Source organism: Ottowia sp. VDI28 (assembly GCF_049532675.1).
Classification (GTDB): Bacteria; Pseudomonadota; Gammaproteobacteria; order Burkholderiales; family Burkholderiaceae_C; genus Ottowia.
This window is the reverse complement of record NZ_CP149820.1, coordinates 6,433,945-6,452,554: the sequence shown is the minus strand read 5'-3', so window position 1 is coordinate 6,452,554 and position 18,610 is coordinate 6,433,945. Positions and strand designations below refer to the sequence as shown.

18 protein-coding genes and 1 pseudogene are annotated in these 18,610 nt (G+C 64.2%); 7 read left to right on the top strand and 12 right to left on the bottom strand.

What is annotated here, in order from left to right; genetic code table 11:
* Positions 1–219: 219 nt before the first annotated feature.
* Together WJU18_RS30660 and WJU18_RS30655 are read right to left on the bottom strand one after the other, a co-directional pair.
* A complete protein-coding gene (locus tag WJU18_RS30660; protein ID WP_423458056.1) occupies positions 220–1,620 on the bottom strand; it encodes an aminopeptidase P N-terminal domain-containing protein in 1,401 nt (466 codons plus the stop codon).
* Between the two features lie 43 nt (positions 1,621–1,663).
* Positions 1,664–2,458 (bottom strand): nucleotidyltransferase family protein, encoded by a 795-nt coding sequence (locus WJU18_RS30655; RefSeq protein ID WP_423458055.1) that lies wholly within the window; start codon positions 2,456–2,458, stop codon positions 1,664–1,666.
* A 477-nt stretch (positions 2,459–2,935) separates the two neighbouring features.
* Between WJU18_RS30655 and tkt the strand changes: the two genes are divergently transcribed.
* The 6 genes from tkt to WJU18_RS30625 all read left to right on the top strand — a co-directional run bounded on the left by tkt (position 2,936) and on the right by WJU18_RS30625 (position 8,126).
* Entirely contained in the window at positions 2,936–5,005 is a 2,070-nt protein-coding gene (tkt, locus tag WJU18_RS30650) for a transketolase (protein WP_423458054.1), read from the top strand.
* A gap of 25 nt (positions 5,006–5,030) precedes the next feature.
* Entirely contained in the window at positions 5,031–6,032 is a 1,002-nt protein-coding gene (gene gap, locus WJU18_RS30645; protein ID WP_423458053.1) for a type I glyceraldehyde-3-phosphate dehydrogenase, read from the top strand.
* 4 nt (positions 6,033–6,036) lie between these two features.
* The gene (locus tag WJU18_RS30640; protein ID WP_423458052.1) at positions 6,037–6,183 is read left to right on the top strand and encodes a hypothetical protein; all 147 of its coding nucleotides are present in this window, start codon (positions 6,037–6,039) and stop codon (positions 6,181–6,183) included.
* 30 nt (positions 6,184–6,213) lie between these two features.
* Positions 6,214–6,621: a DUF3717 domain-containing protein gene (locus WJU18_RS30635; protein ID WP_423458051.1), complete on the top strand. Its 408-nt coding sequence runs from the start codon at positions 6,214–6,216 to the stop codon at positions 6,619–6,621.
* Positions 6,622–7,051: 430 nt separating this feature from the next.
* Positions 7,052–7,765: a TerC family protein gene (locus WJU18_RS30630; RefSeq protein WP_423458050.1), complete on the top strand. Its 714-nt coding sequence runs from the start codon at positions 7,052–7,054 to the stop codon at positions 7,763–7,765.
* 19 nt (positions 7,766–7,784) lie between these two features.
* A complete protein-coding gene (locus WJU18_RS30625; RefSeq protein WP_423458049.1) occupies positions 7,785–8,126 on the top strand; it encodes a phage holin family protein in 342 nt (113 codons plus the stop codon).
* A 128-nt stretch (positions 8,127–8,254) separates the two neighbouring features.
* On the opposite strand, the gene WJU18_RS30620 is transcribed toward WJU18_RS30625, so the two are convergent.
* Positions 8,255–9,616 (bottom strand): M48 family metalloprotease, encoded by a 1,362-nt coding sequence (locus tag WJU18_RS30620; protein WP_423458048.1) that lies wholly within the window; start codon positions 9,614–9,616, stop codon positions 8,255–8,257.
* A gap of 654 nt (positions 9,617–10,270) precedes the next feature.
* On the opposite strand from WJU18_RS30620, the gene moaC reads away from it, so the two are divergent.
* Positions 10,271–10,771 carry a cyclic pyranopterin monophosphate synthase MoaC gene (moaC, locus tag WJU18_RS30615; RefSeq protein ID WP_423458047.1) on the top strand — a complete coding sequence of 167 codons (501 nt, stop codon included), beginning with the start codon at positions 10,271–10,273 and terminating at the stop codon, positions 10,769–10,771.
* A 58-nt stretch (positions 10,772–10,829) separates the two neighbouring features.
* On the opposite strand, the gene WJU18_RS30610 is transcribed toward moaC, so the two are convergent.
* The 9 genes and pseudogenes from WJU18_RS30610 to WJU18_RS30570 all read right to left on the bottom strand — a co-directional run bounded on the left by WJU18_RS30610 (position 10,830) and on the right by WJU18_RS30570 (position 18,610).
* Positions 10,830–11,762, bottom strand: coding sequence for a PepSY domain-containing protein (locus WJU18_RS30610; protein ID WP_423458046.1), 933 nt, complete (start codon positions 11,760–11,762; stop codon positions 10,830–10,832).
* An 11-nt stretch (positions 11,763–11,773) separates the two neighbouring features.
* A pseudogene (locus WJU18_RS30605) lies at positions 11,774–12,469 on the bottom strand (PepSY-associated TM helix domain-containing protein); the annotation flags it as partial.
* Positions 12,466–12,795, bottom strand: a complete 330-nt coding sequence (locus tag WJU18_RS30600) for a hypothetical protein (protein WP_423458045.1) — start codon at positions 12,793–12,795, stop codon at positions 12,466–12,468. The pseudogene WJU18_RS30605 and the gene WJU18_RS30600, both read right to left, overlap by 4 nt.
* Positions 12,776–13,048 (bottom strand): hypothetical protein, encoded by a 273-nt coding sequence (locus WJU18_RS30595; RefSeq protein ID WP_423458044.1) that lies wholly within the window; start codon positions 13,046–13,048, stop codon positions 12,776–12,778. Before WJU18_RS30595 ends, WJU18_RS30600 begins: the two co-directional genes overlap by 20 nt.
* A 23-nt stretch (positions 13,049–13,071) precedes the next feature.
* Positions 13,072–15,240, bottom strand: a complete 2,169-nt coding sequence (locus WJU18_RS30590) for a TonB-dependent receptor (RefSeq protein WP_423458043.1) — start codon at positions 15,238–15,240, stop codon at positions 13,072–13,074.
* A gap of 153 nt (positions 15,241–15,393) precedes the next feature.
* Positions 15,394–16,185: a DNA adenine methylase gene (locus tag WJU18_RS30585; protein ID WP_423461133.1), complete on the bottom strand. Its 792-nt coding sequence runs from the start codon at positions 16,183–16,185 to the stop codon at positions 15,394–15,396.
* Complete coding sequence (locus WJU18_RS30580) at positions 16,076–16,378, bottom strand: Com family DNA-binding transcriptional regulator (RefSeq protein ID WP_423458042.1); 303 nt, start codon at positions 16,376–16,378, stop codon at positions 16,076–16,078. The genes WJU18_RS30585 and WJU18_RS30580 overlap by 110 nt, the downstream gene beginning before the upstream one ends.
* A 131-nt stretch (positions 16,379–16,509) precedes the next feature.
* On the bottom strand, positions 16,510–16,731 hold the full coding sequence (locus tag WJU18_RS30575) for a hypothetical protein (RefSeq protein ID WP_423458041.1): 222 nt from the start codon (positions 16,729–16,731) through the stop codon (positions 16,510–16,512).
* The gene (locus WJU18_RS30570; protein ID WP_423458040.1) at positions 16,724–18,610 is read right to left on the bottom strand and encodes a hypothetical protein; all 1,887 of its coding nucleotides are present in this window, start codon (positions 18,608–18,610) and stop codon (positions 16,724–16,726) included. The genes WJU18_RS30575 and WJU18_RS30570 overlap by 8 nt, the downstream gene beginning before the upstream one ends.

Sequence of the window (18,610 nt, the reverse complement as noted above, 5' to 3'; positions counted from 1 at the left end):
GCATGGGGCATTCCTCCTTGCCGGACATTTGGACGCTATATGAATCGATGTCCGGTTCCTATGGGCACCGGCGGCGCCTGATCTACCGCTGTCAGTGGATACCGGCTTTCGCCGGTATGACGGAATAAATTGAGGTCAGATTCCGATAAGCGCCAGCTCTTTCGGATGCTGAAGCCGTCTAATTCGGATTTTTGGGTGGGAAATTGCGGCCAGAGTGACTCAGGCGTCTTTCATCAGCGCTTCGATCGCATCCGGATCCACCGGCACGCCGCGCGTGATCAGCTCGCAGCCGCTGTCGGTCACGATCGCGTCGTCTTCGATGCGGATGCCGATGTTCCAGAATGACTCAGGCACGCCTTCTCCGGGCCGCACGTAGATGCCGGGCTCGATGGTGAGCACCATGCCTGGGCGCAGGATGCGGCTGGGGCGGTCCTTGATGAGTTCGCCAGACAGGGGGTCGGTGCGTTCGCGTACCTGGCCGATCTCGGTGGGTTCCACGTAGCTGCCGCAGTCGTGCACGTCCATGCCCAGCCAATGGCTGGTGCGGTGCATGTAGTAGGCGAAGTAGCTCCGGTTGGCGATGGCGTCGTCAAGGGTGCCGTGCCGATTCTTGTCCAGCAGGCCCAGATCGAGCATGCCCTGGGTCAGTACCTTCACGGTGGCTTCATGCGGATCATTGAAGCGCGCGCCGGGGCGGGTAGCGGCCACGGCGGCGTCCTGGCTGGCCAGCACCAGATCGTAGAGGGCGCGCTGCGGGCCGGTGAACTTGCCGTTGGCCGGGAAGGTGCGGGTGATGTCGCTGGCGTAGCCGTCGAGTTCGCAGCCGGCGTCGATCAGCACCAGTTCGCCGTCGCGGATGGGGGCGGCGTCGGCGCGGTAGTGCAGCACGCAGGCATTGGCGCCGGCAGCCACGATGCTGCCGTAGGCGGGGTACTGTGAGCCGTGCTGGCGGAATTCGTGCAGCAGCTCGGCATCCAGGTGGTATTCGCGCACGTCCTGGCCGGCGCGCAGCATGGCGGCCGAGCGCTGCATTGCGCGGATGTGGGCGCCCGCGCTGATGCTGGAGGCCCGGCGCATGACGGCCTGTTCGTGCGCGTCCTTGAAAAGGCGCATTTCGTCGAGGATGGTGCAGGCGTCGCGCTGCACTTCCGGGGCCAGGGCGCCGTAGCGCACACGGGCGCGCACCTGTTGCAGCCAGCCGTCGATGCGGGTCTCAAGGCCGGCGTGGGTGGCAAAGGGGTACCAGACGGTGGTTTTGTTTTCCAGCAGCTTGGGCATGCGCTGGGCGAGTTCGTCTACGGAATACGCCTCATCGACCCCCAGGGTGGCCGGTGCGGCCTCAGGGCCCATGCGAATACCGTCCCAGATCTCGCGCTCCAGGTCCTTGGGCTGGCAGAACAGGGTGCTGCGGCCGTCGCCGGTGAGCACCAGCCAGGCTTTGGGCTCAGAGAAGCCGGTGAGGTAATAGAAATAGCTGTCGTGCCGGAAAAGGAAATCGCTGTCTCGGTTGCGCTGTTGTTCGGGCGCGGTGGGAATGATGGCAATGGAGCCGGAGCCGCCCAGGCGTGTCATTTCTGCAGCCAGGCGGGCACGGCGGTAGGCGTAGGGGGTGGAGGTCATGGAATGGGTGCCTAAAGGAAGCCGGTCCTGCAAGAGAAGACCATTATTCATCTGCATTGAGTTGCGCGAGCCGCTCGGGCGTGCCGACGTCGATCCAGGTGCCGCGGTAGAGCTCCGCGCTCACCTGGCCGGCCTCGATCGCCTTGCGCAGCAGTGGTGCCAGCGGGGCTGCCGTGCCTTGCGGGTTGCCGGGGAGCACCGTGCACCAGGGTGGCTCGAAGAACTGGCGGCGGTACAGGGCGATGGCGCTGAAGGTGTGCCGCACGCCTCCCTCGGGGGCTTCGTTGAGTGCCAGGCCATCGCTGCCCAGGGCGAAATCGCCCTTCGGGTTATGGGGCGGGTTGGGTACGAGCCAGAGATGGACGAGCTTGCCGCTGGCGGCAAACTGCTGCGCGGTTTCGCGTACGAAGGGAAACTCCGGGGCGAATATGTCGCCGGCGGCTACCCAGAACACGTCTTGCTCGCGCGGAGCCAGCATGGGCAGCGCGCGTGCGATGCCGCCGGCGGTTTCCAGCGCGTAGCCGAAATCCCGCTCTTCGGAGGAGTAGCGGAAGCCTGTGCGCTCTCCGCTGCCCAGCGGCGGTTCGCTGCTTACCGACGGCATGGGGCCGTAATATTCTTCGATCTGCTCGCCCAGCCAGGCAGTGTTGATGACGATGTCGGAGATGCCCGCCCGCAGCAGTGCGTCCAGCGGCCACTGCATCAACGGTTTGCCGCGCACCTGCAGCAGCGGCTTGGGCGTGTGATCCGTGAGCGGCCGCATGCGCTCGCCGCGGCCGGCGGCAAGAATCATGGCGCGCACCGCCGGAATGGGTTTGGAGGAGGGGGCGAGTCTCATGGAATGGCGCAGCGGTCTACGGCTGCTTTACGCCCATGCTTTTCCATGTCTTTGAATGGCTCCTTCCCCTCCTGGGGGAAGGTTGGGATGGGGGCTTTCACGGCGTTTGATCCGAATGGGCTTTTGCTGTGCAGATCGTGCCGTGAAAGCCCCTCCCCAGCCCTCCCCCAGTGGGGGAGGGAGAGAACACCGCGCAAAGACCTTGAAAGGCAGGGCAGTCGTGGGCATGGACATGCCGAGACTTTATTACGGATTGCCTCATTTTTCTGTTGCCGGGCTGTCCCAGGACAAAAAGCACCTCTGTTGGCTGGGGCGTTCATCAGGTTCAGGGTTTTGCGATTCCCCGGATTCCTGCGTGCGCGGGGGTGGTGAACCATGGGGTGATGTGCTTGCCGGTAAAATCAAGGGTTAACGCGCTGTTTTTACGGGCGCCAAACTACTTCCTCATAGTCCGCCATTCCCCCGGAGTTTATTCGCATGGCAAATGCATCTCTCATGGCCAACGCCATTCGCGCCCTGGCCATGGACGCCGTTCAACAAGCCAACTCCGGCCACCCCGGCGCCCCCATGGGCATGGCCGATATGGCCGTCGCCCTCTGGGGCCGGCACCTCAAGCATAACCCCGTCAACCCGAAATGGGCAGACCGGGACCGCTTCGTGCTTTCCAATGGGCACGCTTCCATGCTGCTTTATGCGCTGCTGCACCTGACAGGCTACGACCTGCCGATGGAGGAATTGAAGAATTTCCGCCAATTGCACAGCAAGACCGCCGGCCACCCCGAGCACGGCATCACCCCGGGCGTGGAAACCACCACCGGTCCGCTAGGCCAAGGCATTGCCAACGCGGTGGGCATGGCGCTGGCAGAAAAACTGCTCGCGGCCGAGTTCAACCGCGGCAGCCACAAGCTGGTCGATCACCATACCTACGCTTTCCTGGGCGATGGCTGCCTGATGGAAGGCATCAGCCACGAAGCCTGCGCCCTGGCCGGTGCCTGGAAACTGAACAAGCTGATTGCCCTGTACGACGACAACGGCATCAGCATCGATGGCCAGGTGGCGCCCTGGTTCGTCGACAACACCGCCGAGCGCTTCCGGGCCTACCAGTGGAACGTGATTGGCCCGGTCGACGGCCACAACGTGAAGGCCGTCGATGCCGCCATCGCCGAGGCCAAGAAAAACGCGGACCGGCCCACGCTGATCATCTGCAAGACGAGCATCGGCAAGGGCTCGCCCAACCGCCAGGACACCGCCAAGGCCCACGGCGAGCCGCTGGGCGCAGCCGAGATCACGCTGGCGCGTGAAGCGCTGGGTTGGCCGCACGGGCCGTTCGAGATTCCCGCTTCCGTGTACGCCGATTGGGATGCCAAGGCCGCGGGTGCCAAGCAGGAAGCCGCCTGGGAAAAGCGCATGGCTGCCTACGCCAAGGCTTATCCGCGCCTGGCTGCTGATTTCCAGCGCCGCATGGCGGGCGATTTGCCGAAGGATTTCGCCCAGGTGGCCGTCAACGCCGCCATCGAGGCGCACAAGAAGGCCGAGACCGTGGCCAGCCGCAAGGCCAGCCAGATCGCGCTGGAAGCCTTCACCGCGGCACTGCCTGAACTGATCGGCGGCAGCGCTGACCTGACCGGCTCCAACCTCACCAACACCGCTTCCACCACGCCGCTGCGTCTGGCGGCGGATGGCGGCGTGGTGCTGCCCGAAGGCGCCGCCGCTGAAACCGCCGATGGCGCGGCCCAGCCGGCGATTGGTGCCCGCTTCCACATCAACTACGGTGTGCGCGAATTCGGCATGGCAGCCATCATGAACGGCTTGGCGCTGCACGGCGGCTATGTCCCCTACGGCGGCACCTTCCTTACCTTCAGCGACTACAGCCGCAACGCCATCCGCATGGCGGCGCTGATGAAGCAGCGCGTGGTGCACGTGTTCACGCACGACAGCATCGGCCTGGGCGAAGACGGCCCCACGCACCAGAGCATCGAGCATGCCGCCAGCCTGCGCCTGATTCCGGGCCTGGATGTCTGGCGTCCGGCCGATACGGCCGAGACCACCATTGCCTGGGCCGTGGCGCTGGAAAACCGCGAGCGTCCCACCGCGCTGCTGCTGAGCCGCCAGGGCCTGCCCTATCTGCCCAAGCGCGATCTGGGCGACATCAGCCGTGGCGCCTACGTGCTGAGCGAGCCCTCCGACGTGGGCCTGAAGAAAAAAGCGCAGGCCGTGCTCATGGCCTCCGGCTCCGAAGTGCATCTGGCGCTCAAGGCGCAGGCGTTGCTCGCGGCGCAGAAGATCGCCGTGCGCGTGGTCTCCGTGCCCAGCACCAACGCATTCGACCGCCAGACACTGGCTTACAAGCAATCGGTGCTGCCCAAGGGCCTGCCGCGCATCGCGGTGGAGATGGGGGCCACGGATGGCTGGTGGAAGTACGGTTGCGCGGCAGTGGTGGGTATCGACCGCTACGGTGAATCGGCACCGGCGCCCAAATTGTTCGAGTTTTTCGGCTTCACGCCGGAGAACGTGGCCAACACGGTGCGCGCCGCGTTGCGCCGCTGAGAGTTAACTAGCAAAGGGGTAAGCAATGACCATCAAAATCGGCATCAACGGCTTCGGCCGCATCGGGCGCATGGTGTTTCGTGCAGCCGTGAAAAACTTCTCTGACATCGAGGTCGTGGGTATCAACGATCTGCTCGAGCCAGACTATCTGGCCTACATGCTGCAATACGACAGCGTGCATGGCCGGTTCGACGGCGAGGTGAAGGTCGAGGGCAACACCCTGATCGTCAACGGCAAGAAGATCCGCCTGACGGCTGAGAAAGACCCCGCGGCCCTGAAGTGGAACGAAGTGGGTGCCGATATCGTCATCGAATCCACGGGCCTTTTCCTGACCAAGGAAACCGCGCAGAAGCACCTGGATGCCGGTGCCAAGAAGGTCATCATGTCGGCCCCTTCGAAGGACGACACGCCCATGTTCGTGCACGGCGTCAACTGCGCCAAGTACGCCGGCGAGCCGATCATCAGCAACGCCAGCTGCACCACCAACTGCCTGGCGCCGATCGCCAAGGTGCTGCATGACAAGTGGGGCATCAAGCGCGGTCTGATGACCACCGTGCACGCGGCCACCGCCACGCAGAAGACCGTGGACGGCCCCAGCAACAAAGATTGGCGCGGCGGCCGCGGCATTCTGGAGAACATCATCCCCTCCAGCACTGGCGCTGCCAAGGCTGTGGGCGTGGTGCTGCCCGATCTGAAGGGCAAGCTCACCGGCATGTCGTTCCGCGTGCCCACTTCCGATGTGTCCGTGGTCGATCTGACCGTGGAGCTGGAAAAGCCCGCCACCTATGCCGAAATCTGCGCCGAAATGAAGGCCCAGAGCGAAGGCAAGATGAAGGGCATCCTGGGCTACACCGAAGACAAGGTGGTCGCCACCGATTTCCGCGGCGATACCCGCAGCTCGATCTTCGACGTGGATGCCGGCATTGCGCTGGATTCCACCTTCGTCAAGCTGGTGAGCTGGTACGACAACGAGTGGGGTTACTCGAACCGCTGCCTGGACATGGTGCGCGTGGTCAGCAAGAAGTAACGGGTTGGCTTCCTCTCCCTTTGGGAATGAGGTCTACGACTCTTCCGGCTACCTCTCCGTCATTCCCGCGCAGGCGGGAATCCAGTGCCTCCTGTGGGCGCTGTCGCTGGATTCCCGCCTGCGCGGGAATGACGGAGGAGGCCATGTGTAGACATCCACGCCATCTGGGATGGGCGTAAATATGGCCGCCATCCACATCACCGACCTCGAAGCCGCCATCAACTTCTGGCGCAGCCGAGAGCCCTCGGGCGCGGCTATGGCGCTGGCTCCAGAGGCCGCGGCATTGGCGGAGGTGTATGCGCTGATGGTGTTCCATGGCCAGAGCGAGGCCGATGCCGGCAGCATGCCTGAGGCCGCTCGTACCGCCTGGCTGGCATGGTATGCCCGCACGCCGGATACCCCGTGTATCGCCATCTGCTCGACCAGCCAGGGCGATGCCGTGTGCAAGGGGTGCGGCCGTACGGAGCAGGAGGTGCAGGAATGGCTGGTCCTGACGCCTTACGAAAAACGTGCCGTGTGGCGCCGCATCACCTTGCAGGGAACGGCGCTGCGCTTCAACCGCTACGCCGAGCGGGCACAGGCCGCCTGAGAGCCTCAACGCGCGCTGACATCCAGCGCCGCACCCCCGGAAATCAAGCCGGGGCTTGCCAACCGGCCAAGCCGATGGTTTAATTTAGGCCTATCTGAAGGGGAGTAGCTCCCTCGCTGTGTTCATATCGTGAAATCTTTCGAGATCACCATGGGCATGGCAGCGCCGGGTCGTCAATACGGAGTGTGCAGGTTTTCCTGCTTGTTTCCGGCCCGTCGGGCAGCTTGCCGCGCCATGCGCGAAGGCTGCTGAGCAAGACCTTCGATCAAAAGTCCCGCCTTGCGCAGGCGAGAAAGTTGGTCGAAGGCATTATCTGCTCCGTGGTGGAGCGCGGCATGGTTCGCGCTGCGCCCAGGTTCAAAAGGTCTTCAACACTTTGTTGTGCGCAGGCGGAATTCGCATCAATCCCGACCTTTAGAACTTTACTTTCATGGAATTTCTCTCCGGCCCTTGGTGGTCCGCTCTGGCGGCCATTATTTTGATTGACCTGGTTCTGGCGGGCGACAACGCCATCGTCATCGCTTTGGCGGCACGTAACCTGCCCAAAGATCTGCAGAAGAAAGCCATTATCTGGGGCACCGTAGGTGCCATCGCCGTACGGACGCTCATGACGCTGGTCGTGGTATGGCTGCTCAAGATCCCGGGATTGATGCTCGTCGGCGGCGTGGGGCTGCTGTGGATTGCTTACAAGCTGATTGCCGACCAAGGGGGCGGCGATGAGGAACACGGCCCTGCGGCCAGCACCTTCTGGGGCGCCATGAAAACCATCGTGGTGGCCGATGCCCTGATGGGTATCGACAACGTGCTCGGCGTGGCTGGCGCGGCGCATGGCGCGATGGATCTGGTGGTGATCGGCCTGCTGATCAGCGTGCCGATCGTGGTCTTCGGCTCCACCATGGTGCTCAAGCTGGTGGACCGCTTCCCGGTCATCATCTACATCGGCGCTGCCGTGCTGGCCTATACCGCCGCTTCGATGATTGTTGGCGAACCGCTGCTGAATGAATGGTTCGGCACTCGCGAGGCGCCTATCCAGTGGGCGCGCTGGTCGCTGATCGCGGTCTGTATCGCCGGCGTGCTGGGGGCTGCACGGCTGGCCTCGCGCCGCGGGAAGGCAGAAACGCCGCAGACACCTGCGCAAGGCTGAGCTGAGGTATGCTGGCCCCATGAAGCTGATTCTGAAATGGGTGCTCAGCGCCGCGGCCTTGCTGCTGGTGGCTTATCTGTACGGCGGCGTCGCGGTGAACAACTTCACCTCGGCGCTGATCGCGGCGGCCGTGATTGGCCTCTTGAACATGGTGGTGCGGCCGGTGCTGGTGGTCCTGACGCTGCCGGTCACCTTGATCACGCTGGGGTTGTTCCTCTTCGTGATCAATGCATTGATGTTCTGGGCCGCCTCCGGCATGCTGAACGGCTTTCACGTGACGGGCTTTGGTGCGGCGCTGCTTGGCTCGCTGATCTATTCAGCGCTGGGGGTGCTCATCGACGCCTTGCTGGAGCGCGTTTAGAGCGCAAACGTAGCGTCTCGGCTCAGGCTTTTCCTATCCCGTCATTCCGGCGAAAGCCGGTATGACGAGGAAAAGAAACGCCGTTGAACCTCGCGCCGAGACTTTACACGCGCTATGAGAAGCGACTGTCATCGCAGCTTCGCTTCGTCTTTTCGCTGTTGCTCCAGGGCCGCCTGCGTTTCCCGCAGGCGGGTATCGATGATGCTGGCCTCGATCAGGTCGGCGGTGGTGCCGGGGTTCTTGCGGGAGTAGTCCTGCGCCGCGCGGAACCGGTCCACTGCGCCGGCCAGTTCACGGTGCGCCAGGCGGGCTTCGCCTTCCGCGCGCAGTGAGCGAAGCATCTGGCCCTGGGCACCATAGGCGGCAGCCAGTTCCTGCCAGGCGCCCGCATCGCGCGGCCGGTCGCTGACCCAGGGCTGCAGCATCGAAGCGGCCTCGCCTGCCTGGCCGGTTTGCGTCAGGGCTTCAGCGCGCAGCAGCAACTCAGGCCGGCCGGCCTGTCCTTTTCCATCTTTAGCCGTGGGCTGTGAGCCCGGCGGCAGCAGCGTGAGCACGCGGGCGGGTTGTTGAAGCTGCAAAGCCATCTCGGCTTGCAGCAGGCGTACTTGCCGTGCGGCACGCGCGTCATTGGCCACGACTTGTGCCAGTTGGGTTGCCAAGGCCTGTGCGCGCGTCAGATCGCGCAGTTGCACGTGCGCCAGTGCGGCGGCATAGAGAACGCTTGCTCGGCGCGGCAGCGGCTGGGCGGCAAACCCTGCCTCCGCAGGCTCGGCGGCCCAGGAGCGCAGGACGTCGACGCCCGGGCGGCTCAGCACGCGGGCGCGGGCGGCAATCAGCAGCGCTTCCAAATCGGGTGGTGGCTGGGTGGCGGGGTTCAAGCCTTCGCTGCGCTGGCGCTGCTGCATATCGGCGATGCGCTGCGTGGTCAGCGGGTGGCTGCGCAGATAGGGCCAGTCGCCGTTGTCGGTAAGGCGCGAGGCATTCTGCAGCTTGCTGAACATGCCGGTGAAGCCGCGCGGCGAGAAGCCGGCTTCCTCCAGCACGCCGTAGCCGATGCGATCAGCCTCGCGCTCCATGTCGCGGGAATAATTGAGCTGCTGCTGGATGAGTGCCGCCTGGCCACCCACGGCCACGGCGGCGCCGGCCTGGGGATTCTTGCTGGCGGCGATCATGCCCGCGATCATGGCCGCCATGAGCAGCGGCGTTTGCCTGGATTGCTGGCTCAGCATGCGGGCGATGTGGCGCTGGGTGATGTGGCTCATCTCGTGCGCCAGTACGGAGGCGAGCTCATCGCGCGTGGTTACCACGCCCACCAGCCCCAGGTAAAGCCCGAAGTAGCCGCCTGGCAGGGCGAAGGCGTTGATGGTGCGGTCCCGCCCGAGCAGCACCTCCCAGGCGTAGCGCTCATCGAGCTCCGGCGGCAGCTCGCCCCGCGCGCGGGCGCCGGCCAGGAGCGATTGCCAGATGCCGTCTACATATTCGCCGATCACCGGATCGTCGATGTAGTCTGGATCGCTGTAGAGCTCGCGGATGATGGAATCGCCCAGCTTGCGCTCTTCCAGCGGCGTCAGCAGGCCGGCATCGCCCAGCGAGGGCAGGCCGCGCGAGGGCGGGGAGGGGTGGTGCCGGGTGTCTGGGCGCTGGCATGCAGGGGCGCCAGGGCTGTGACCAGGGCCAAAAAAGCGGCAAGGGCCGATGAATGCTTGTGTTTCACGCCGACTTAAGAGTATTCCGGACTTACGCCTCCGTCATTCCCGCGCAGGCGGGAATCCAGCGACAGCGCTGAAACGGAGATCTGGATTCCCCGCCTGCGCGGGAATGACGGGCTTGTTATACAGGGCCTCGTGGGGATGAAGACCCACTTATGATGCCGTATCTCTCCAGGGTGTGTTACCAATTAAATCCCCCACGCGCTGACTCGCCCTGAGGATGGATACGCGAAGGCAGGCGCAGGCCGTAGTGATCTACGGCCAAGGCTGCCGACAAAGTAGACGCCGCAGGGTTGCCAGGCTATGCGGTGCAGGGCGTTGTTGCAGCTCGCTTGTGTACATTAAGTACATGGCGCTCGCTGCGCCTAGCCCTGCACCGCATAGCCTGGCAACGCGTGGGGGTTTTAATTGATAACACACCCTGTGTTCCCGCCCGTGACGAATCCCACCACACCTCTTACTCATTTTGACGCTCAAGGCCAGGCCCATATGGTCGATGTCGGGGCCAAGCCGGCCACGCACCGGGTCGCGGTGGCCGGGGGGCGCATCGAGATGCTGCCGGCCACGCTGGCGTTGATCGAATCGGGCACGGCCAAGAAGGGCGACGTGCTGGGCATCGCCCGCATCGCCGGCATCATGGGCGCCAAGCGCACCAGCGATCTGATCCCGCTTTGCCACCCGCTGGCGCTCAGCCGCGTGGCGATCGATTTCGAATACCTCCATGCGCAGGCAGGCCAAGCCGATGCCGTGGCCTGCACGGCCACCGTGGAAACCACCGGCCCCACGGGGGTGGAGATGGAAGCGCTCACCGCCGTGCAGGTGGCGCTGCTGACGATTTACGACATGTGCAAGGCAGCTGACCGGGGCATGACGATCACCAGCGTGCGGCTGCTGGAGAAGCATGGCGGCAAGTCAGGGAGCTACGTGGCCGCTTGAGCCGTGGAGTTGCAAAAACTCGTCATACCGGCGAAAGCCGGTATCCAGGGACAGCGCTTCATTCGCCACCGGTGCTAAGCGCGCGTGGGGCCACCCCATCGCGCGGCATCGACCACACGCTGTCTTCCGGCCCGTGGCGCACCCGGCGTGCCGTGGCCCGTGCCATCCATACCAAGGCGAGCGCGCCCGCCAGCGCGGTCACGTCGACGCTCAATAGTGATCCATCCACCCACAGGCCGGAGTCCGGCAGGAGCCAGCCCAGCAGCGACGACAGCGGAATAGCCGCGGTACACGCGGCGGCCAGGTAGAGCAGCGGTACCGCTGCGCGCGGCGCGCCGCGCAGGAAGGCCCAGGCCACGCTGGCGAAGAACACGGTGTAGTAGATGCCCACATGCCAGGCAGCCAGGTTGTCCACACGCCCGGGCAGCCATTTGGCGGCGGCCAGCGTGAGCGAAACACCTGCCACGCAGCCTATGCACACGCCCACGGTGGCGGCGGACATGAGGGTGGTATCGCGCCGCTGCACCGGCATGCCGCTTCCTTTTCTTTGCGCCTTGCGCCGCGTTTCAACCCACAGCAGATTGCCGCTGTAGAACAGCCAGGCGCCGGCCAGTCCCAGGAGGAAATACAGCCACCAGACCGCTACGCCGCCGAACGAGGCCATGTGCAGGGCGAAGAAGCTGCTGATGATCAGGTTGGGCGTGTTCTGCCCGCCTGACAGATAGTCTGCCGACAGCACCTTGCCGGTGTATGGGTCCAAGGCGGCGAAGCCCCCGATGCGCGTGGCGAAATGGCCTCGGGGTTGATGCCCCAGACCCGCACCATGGGTTTCGGGCCCGTGACCCCCGTGTAGTGCAGCCTGGTGGGCTCGAAGCCAGGGGCGGCGTCCTTGACGATGCGCGTCAGCTGTGAAGGCATGAGCATGTCCGCCGGGTTGTGCACGGGCGCCTGGTTGGGTTTGGCCGGAGGGCGGGCAAAGGTCTGCGCCCACTTGCCGTCATGCACGAGCTTGTCCTGCACTTCGTAGATTTGGTCGTGGTAGGCGAACACCAGGGCACTCAATGCCATGACGAGGTGGAATGGCAGGCTGACGATGCCCACCACGTTATGCGCATCCAGCCACATGCGCTTCAGGTTCTTGCCCACGCGCAAGGCAAAGAAATCCTTGACCAGCGAGGGCAGCAGGATCACGACGCCCGACACCAGTGCCACGAAATACAGCGCGGAGATCACTCCCATGATCCAGCGGTTGGGGTCTGAATCCGTGGGCAGCCCGACCACGCGGTGCAGCACATCGATGAACTCCACCAGCCGGGAGGGATGCTGCTCGCTGACCTGCACATCACCATGGGCGCCGAGCATGGCGGTGTAGTAGCGTTTGCCGCTTTCGTCGTGGTCATCGGCCTTGGGATCGCGCACTTCCCATTCCAGGCGCGGAACGGCCTTGCCGCCTTCCACCTGAATGACGGCGCCCCGCGACGCCGCGGGGGTGGACGAGAGGGTCTTGGCGATGAGCGGCTGCACCTCGTCCATGGGTACGGGTTGCACGACCTCGAGCGGCGGCGTGGACCAGCGCCGGAGCGGTTCCTTGAACACTGTGAGCGCGCCGGTATAGAAGGCGATGAACAGCGCGAGGCCGCAGATGATGCCCGTCCAGGTATGGACCGATTTGTAGATGCGGATGTAATCGGCTCTCATGCCGCGCTCCCAGGCAGGATCAGCAACCAGATGCCGAGGGCGACGATATTGGCGCCGATCAGCCATACCCACGCGCGCAGGCCGCTGGTGAAAAAATACACGAAGGACAGCACGCTCAGCCACACGGCAGGCACCAGCCACATGGCCAGTTGGCCGCTCACGGGCAGCGGAGTGTCGGGCATCAATGCCATCAGCACTCCGCTGCAGATCAGGGCCAGGCTAAGGCCCAGCAGCAGGCCGGCCAGTGTCTTGGAGATCCAGTCGGGCCGGATGGGCTCGGGCTTCTTGCGTTCCAGGCGATCGGATTCAGTGTGTACGGCGGACATGGATCAGTGCTCCGATATAGGGCAGCACGGAGAAAGCGAGCATCAGCGTGGTGCCGAAAGCGAAGGTGGCCGCCAGGTACCGCATATCCTGCGCGAACGCGAGCCAGCCGGCTACCAGCAGGCAGACGGCGGCCGCGCGCGCGGGCCACAGGGGCCAGGGAGATGCCCGCAGCTTCTGGTTGGGCGAGGCTGCGTAGAGGCACAGGCAGGCCAGCGTGGTAAGCAACAGGCCGATGACAGTGAAGATAGGCATGAGCACCAGGGCCGGTAGGAGCCTTACCAGAACGACACCGTGGCGGACACCCGGAACGTGCGCGGCGCGCCAGGCATCACGAAGCCATCGGAGAACATGCCGATCCAGTAATTCCGGTTCGTCACGTTTTCCACGCTGGCGTTGAGGCGCACAGGGGTTCCGCCGATCTTGGTTTCATACCGGGTCACGAGATCCAGGCGGTTCCAGGCAGGCACCTTCAGCTTGTTGCCGGAATCGGCCCACTGCGAGCCCACGTGCACCACGCGGCCGCCCACGGACCAGCCGCGCACGGGTGTATCCCAGTCGAGGCCGATGCGGGCGCGCAGTTTCGGCACGCCGTAGTTTTCAAGGCCGGTGTTGAGCTGGCTCGACTTGATGTATTCCACACCGCCGAGCAGCGAGACCGTGGGCGTGAGCTTGCCGAAGGCGCTCCACTCCACGCCGCGCAGGCGCTGCTGGCCATCGACGACCTGGGCGTTGCTGGCGTTCGTGATGATGGAAGGTTTCTTGACCTGGAAGGCGCTGAAGGTGTGGGTGGTCTGGCCCCATTGCAGCTTCACGCCGATTTCGCCCTGCTTGGTCTGCATGGGCGCGAGAGTGTCCCCCTGGTTGGCATAGCCGGTGCCCACGGTCCTGCCGGGCTCCAGGCCTTCGGTGTAGTTGGCGTACAGCGAAACGTTCTCGCCCCAGGGCCGTACGACGATGGCTGCCATGGGCGATACGCGGCTCTTGCTGTAGTCGGAGGCCACGCCATTCACCAAGGGGGTCTTGACGGTCTGGTGGCGCGCACCGACCGTCAGCAGCACCTTGTCGTTCGCGAAGCTCATGACATCGGCCACGGCCACGGAGCGGAATTCATTTTCCGTGGTGTAGTTCTTCCATTCCGGCGCGCTCGGGAAGGTGGGGTCGGTGGGGTTGTACAGGTTGGTGGTGTAGCAGTAGTTACACGCCGTGTTGACCGTGCCTTCCTTGTGCTTGAGGATGTTGAACGAGAGCTGCAGGCGGTGCTGGACGCTGCCCGTGCCGAACTTGCCGATCACCCCGGCTTCGGCGGTGCGGCGTTCTGATTTGGTGTGCACGTTGTAGATGGCGCCGCGCGTGGTGCCGTCCAGGCCGGTGACGATGGCGCGGGTGCCGAACAGCAGGCCCTGGCCTTCGGCCTCGGAGCCGCCAGCGGCGAGGTAACCCTGCCAGTTCTGGTTGAAATCCACTTCCGCGCGGGCCAGCAGGCCGCTGTTTTCATACTGGCCGTGGGTGCCGCGGAACATGTTCGTGTCGCCGCTGGGGGCCGAGAGCAACGTGCCCACGCCGGGAATGGCCGAGGTACCCAGGAAGTTGAACATGCCCGGGCTGCCGTTGCTGATCTTGTTGAGGCTGTTGTAGATATCCAGCGAGAAGCGGGCCTTGTCTCCCAGATAGTCCAGCCCCAGAGCGCCTACCCGGCGCTTCTGGTTCTCGTCTTTCGCGCCCATGTCGCCGGATCCGTACACGCCGTTGAAGCGCAGGCCCAGGCGCTGTTCGGGGCCGAAGCGTTTGCCTACGTCGGCATGGGCCTGGAAGTAGGAGTTGGAGACGAAGGTGGTGGTGAGGTCGGCGACCGGCTGGGCCAGCGCGCGCTTGGTGACCATGTTGACGGAGCCGGCCACGCTGGCCAGCGGGGGCATGCCTGACAGCAGCACGTTGGGGCCGCGCATGACTTCCACGCGCTCGAATGCTTCGATGGGCACCGAGTTGGCCGGCGCGATCCCATAAAGGCCGTTGGTGGCGATGTCCATGGCTGTCACGTCCAGGCCGCGCAGATTGAAGTTCTGCAGCAGGTGGCCCTGGTTGGTGGTGAAGACGACGGCGGGCTCATTTTCCAGCACGTCCTGCAGCGACAGCGCTGACCAGTCCTCGGCCAGTTCCCGCGTATAGGCATTCACGTGCACGGGCGCATCGGTGATGGAGGTGGCTCCCAGGATGCCCAGACGCGCGCCTTTGGCTGCCTTGCGGCCCGGCGCCAGGGTGGGGAGGTCTTCGCGTTCGTATTTGTCGCGCACGGTGACTTGGGGGAGCGTGGCCGCCTGGCCTTCGGAGGCGGCAGCGCCAGCCCCCGTCTCGGATTGGGCGCTGACGGTGAAACTCGCGCTGGCCGCCAACAAGGCCAGCACGATGGGATTGAACCGCAGTTTGCGGGCAGGCGCTGTGCGCATAAGGCCGAATCCTCCCTTTGAATACAAATAAAAATGATTCTCATTATATTAAAAGCAAGGATTGCGACCGCAATTTGAGACGGCAATTCATTGCCAGTAGCGCGCCGCCGCTTTTGGCACTTTTTAACGCCAGCTTTGGCGCTTTTTCACGCCTCATTGGCGCGTTTTTAAAGCCAAACCGCCGCCTGTGGACAACTTGAAGTTGCTGATCAGCACCTCGGAAGCCTCCTTTTTCTCCCTTCCACTGATGCTGTAGCGGGTTTTGACCGCCTCGATCCGGAAGTTCGCAAAGGTCTCCCGCACCCCCTTCGTGTCGTTCAGGCTCAAGATGAACTTCCCCTTCACAGCGTCCAAAAGGCCCGCCAGGCGCGCGAAATCCTCCCGGCTGAACAATCCCTCGCCGTAGTCGTTCTCACAGTCCCAGTAAGGCGGATCGATGTAGAACAGCGTGCCAAGCTTGTCGAAGCGCTGGATGACCTGGTCGTAAGGCTTGTTCTCGATGAAAACATGCGCCAGGCGCAGATGCGCCTCGCTCAAGTCCTCGCCGATCCGCGTCAGGTTGAGCCTCGGCGCTCCGGTCGCCGAGATGCCAAACGTCGGCCGCACGATCCGAGCACCGAAACAGGTCTTGGCAAGGTAGAAGAACCTGACCGCACGCTGGATGTCCGTGAGCGTGTCGGCCGGCGTCTGCAGGAACCGGTCGAACTCGTCACGCGATACCAGCATCCACCTGAACTGGGCCACCAACTCATTCAGGTGGAATTTCACGCACCTGTAGAGGTTCGTGAGGTCCGAGTTGATATCGTTGATGATCTCGACCTTGCTTTCCGGCTTTTTAAAGAGCACCCAGGCCGCACCTGCGAACACCTCGCAGTACGTCTGGTGAACCGGCATCGCCTGGATGATCCGGTCGGCCAGGCGGCTCTTGCCGCCTAACCATGCCAGTGGACTCTTTTGCGTCATCGTTTTTCCTCAGTTGATGACGCTCAAGGCGTTCTGGCTTGGGGCTCGATCCGCTGCGATCAGCGGCGCTGGCCCTCCAATGGTTCAGGCACCCACAACGCGGGCACTTGATCTCTACGGTTCCTTCGGCACGGGCCAGCAGCTTGCTGCACCGTCCGCATCTCACTTCTCGCATATCGGCATCACCTATGATTTGCCCCGCCTAGCTAGGTGGCAGGGTCTTCGGTTGATGCCGTGCTCGCTCACGGCAAAGACGTTTGCAAAGAGTGTTCCCGCACTCAGAGCATTCGCCCTGTCTTTTTTTCGTTACACCTCCCCCACGTCGACAGGAAGGTCTGGCGCTGGTCCTTGAATCACTCTGTCACGCACGTACACCTTCGCTCCGATGGTCGCCTCGCCGTGGGCGCGCAGGATCCCGCCGCCAGGCAGCTCGACCGTGGCGATGCCAGCGTCATAGGCGATCACTTCACCCACTTGCAGTGGGCCGGCCGCGAACAACTCCTTCCACAGTGCGTAAAGGTTAATCATGGGCCTGCACCTCGATGGTCTGGTCGACGCGCGCCTCTCCCGATGTAACCGAGACGCCGCGCGTGACACCCGTGCGTGTAACGCCGCCATCGTCCGTGTACCGCAGCAGCAGCCCCGGCTTGATGATGCCGGTTGCTGGCAGCACGGGGTGCTTCAGGCGCTGGATAACCTGGCGCCCAGTGTCCGAAAGGTCCGCGATCGCGCGCTGCGCAGCCGCATCGGCATGCACCAGCAGAGAATGCACAGCCATAGGTGCGGGCTTGGTGCCTGGCGTACCTGCGCGATTGCGATAGAACAGATTCGTGCCTGGCTCGCCGTGCATGTAGATGCTGTCATAGTCGGGCTTGGTGACCCACTCGACCTCTTCCACGCTGGCGAAGCCCGGCGGCAACTCGATGTCGGGCTCGGCCCCGGCGAGCAGCCAGGAGCGCACCGGATAGGCCGGCAGGATGCGCAGCACCTGGTCGGTGTCGTGCGGCTGCACATAAGCGCCCACGGAGCTGGCGATATCGTTGATCGCACTCATCCAAGTGCCCTGGTGCGCCCAGGTGCCGGCCGGGATGGACCAATCGGTGATCTGCCAGTCCAGTGTCCAACCGTTGCTTACGCCATTCACTGTGAGGACATCGAGCATGAGCTGCTGGGCTGTGCTCGCGGCCGGCTGGGTGAAGCTGCGCACGTCGGCCACCGGGGCATCGAGCAGCGCGCCCTTGCCTCGCCCAGAGACGCGCACCACGGACTTCGGGAACTGCGTCTGCCGGCTGTATGACTCAGCCAACATCCGGAAAGCTTGGCCGTTGACCTTGACCTCCAACTCGCGAGGCATTCCATCGGAACCTCGCTGAATCAAAGCCAGCGCGGCTGCATGCAGGTTGAAGTCAAACCCCCATGTCCACGAGTTGCGCTCTAGTCGCATCCCGAAGCCATCCTGAAGCACGGGCAGGCGCTGGCCGGTGTCGACTCGGGTCACTTCTATGCTGGTCAGCATGATGTAAGTCCTACGCCTGGCGATGACGATGGCCGCTGGCGGCAGATCTGGGCCGCCGCCGTGGCGATCGCAGACGAATACGAGGTCCAGAGAGTAATCCTCGGCCTGGTCGAACACGAGCGAGATGGGCTGCTCGGGCACGTAGCACGGCTCGGGCAGTGGCGGATCAGGCAAGCGCGTGCGGCCGGGCAGTGGCCGCATGGCATCCTGAAAATGCGGCCGAGAGAGCAGCCAAAGCGGCGAGGCCGTGCGCAGCCATCCACGGCCACCAGAGGCCAACGGCACGGCGGTCTGAAACGCCACGCGCGCGCTACGGCGTAGGCGGATAACCTCTTCGAAGCGCGCGCGCAGGTCGAGCTGCAGCGGCATGCCCAACTCGAACGCCGTGCGTGTGCCTGAATGCAGAGCGATGGCTTGCTGCAAGGATAGGCGGGCGCCAAGCAGCACCTGCAGGCCGCGCTGCCACTGCGGGCGCGCGCTGGCCGCCAGGGCGATGCTGGCTTGCCAGTGAGGGCGCCAGGCGTTGCCGATGCGCTCGGCGGGTTGCCAGTGAGGGCGAACGGCCACCGAGAGCCGATCGCTGTATTGCCATTGAGGCCGGCTGCTTGCACGCAAGGGCTGCCCAAGTTGCCAGGCCGGCTTTGACCAAGCCAGCAGCGGGCGCGGCACGTTGATGTCATGCGCCACTTGAATGCTCCCGCGCAAGCCGCTGATCCGGCCTGCCGCATGAGCCTTGGCGAGTGTGCGCAACCCGAGGTGCCCGCGCAGCCCCGTGATCTGCCCGTCCGTGTGCAACGTGAGGTGCTGAGCGCCCGCGCTGCCGTCGTCGCCGAAGACCAGGTCGAACGGTTCGCGGTCATCCAGGCCGAAGACGAGATCAATATGCACCAC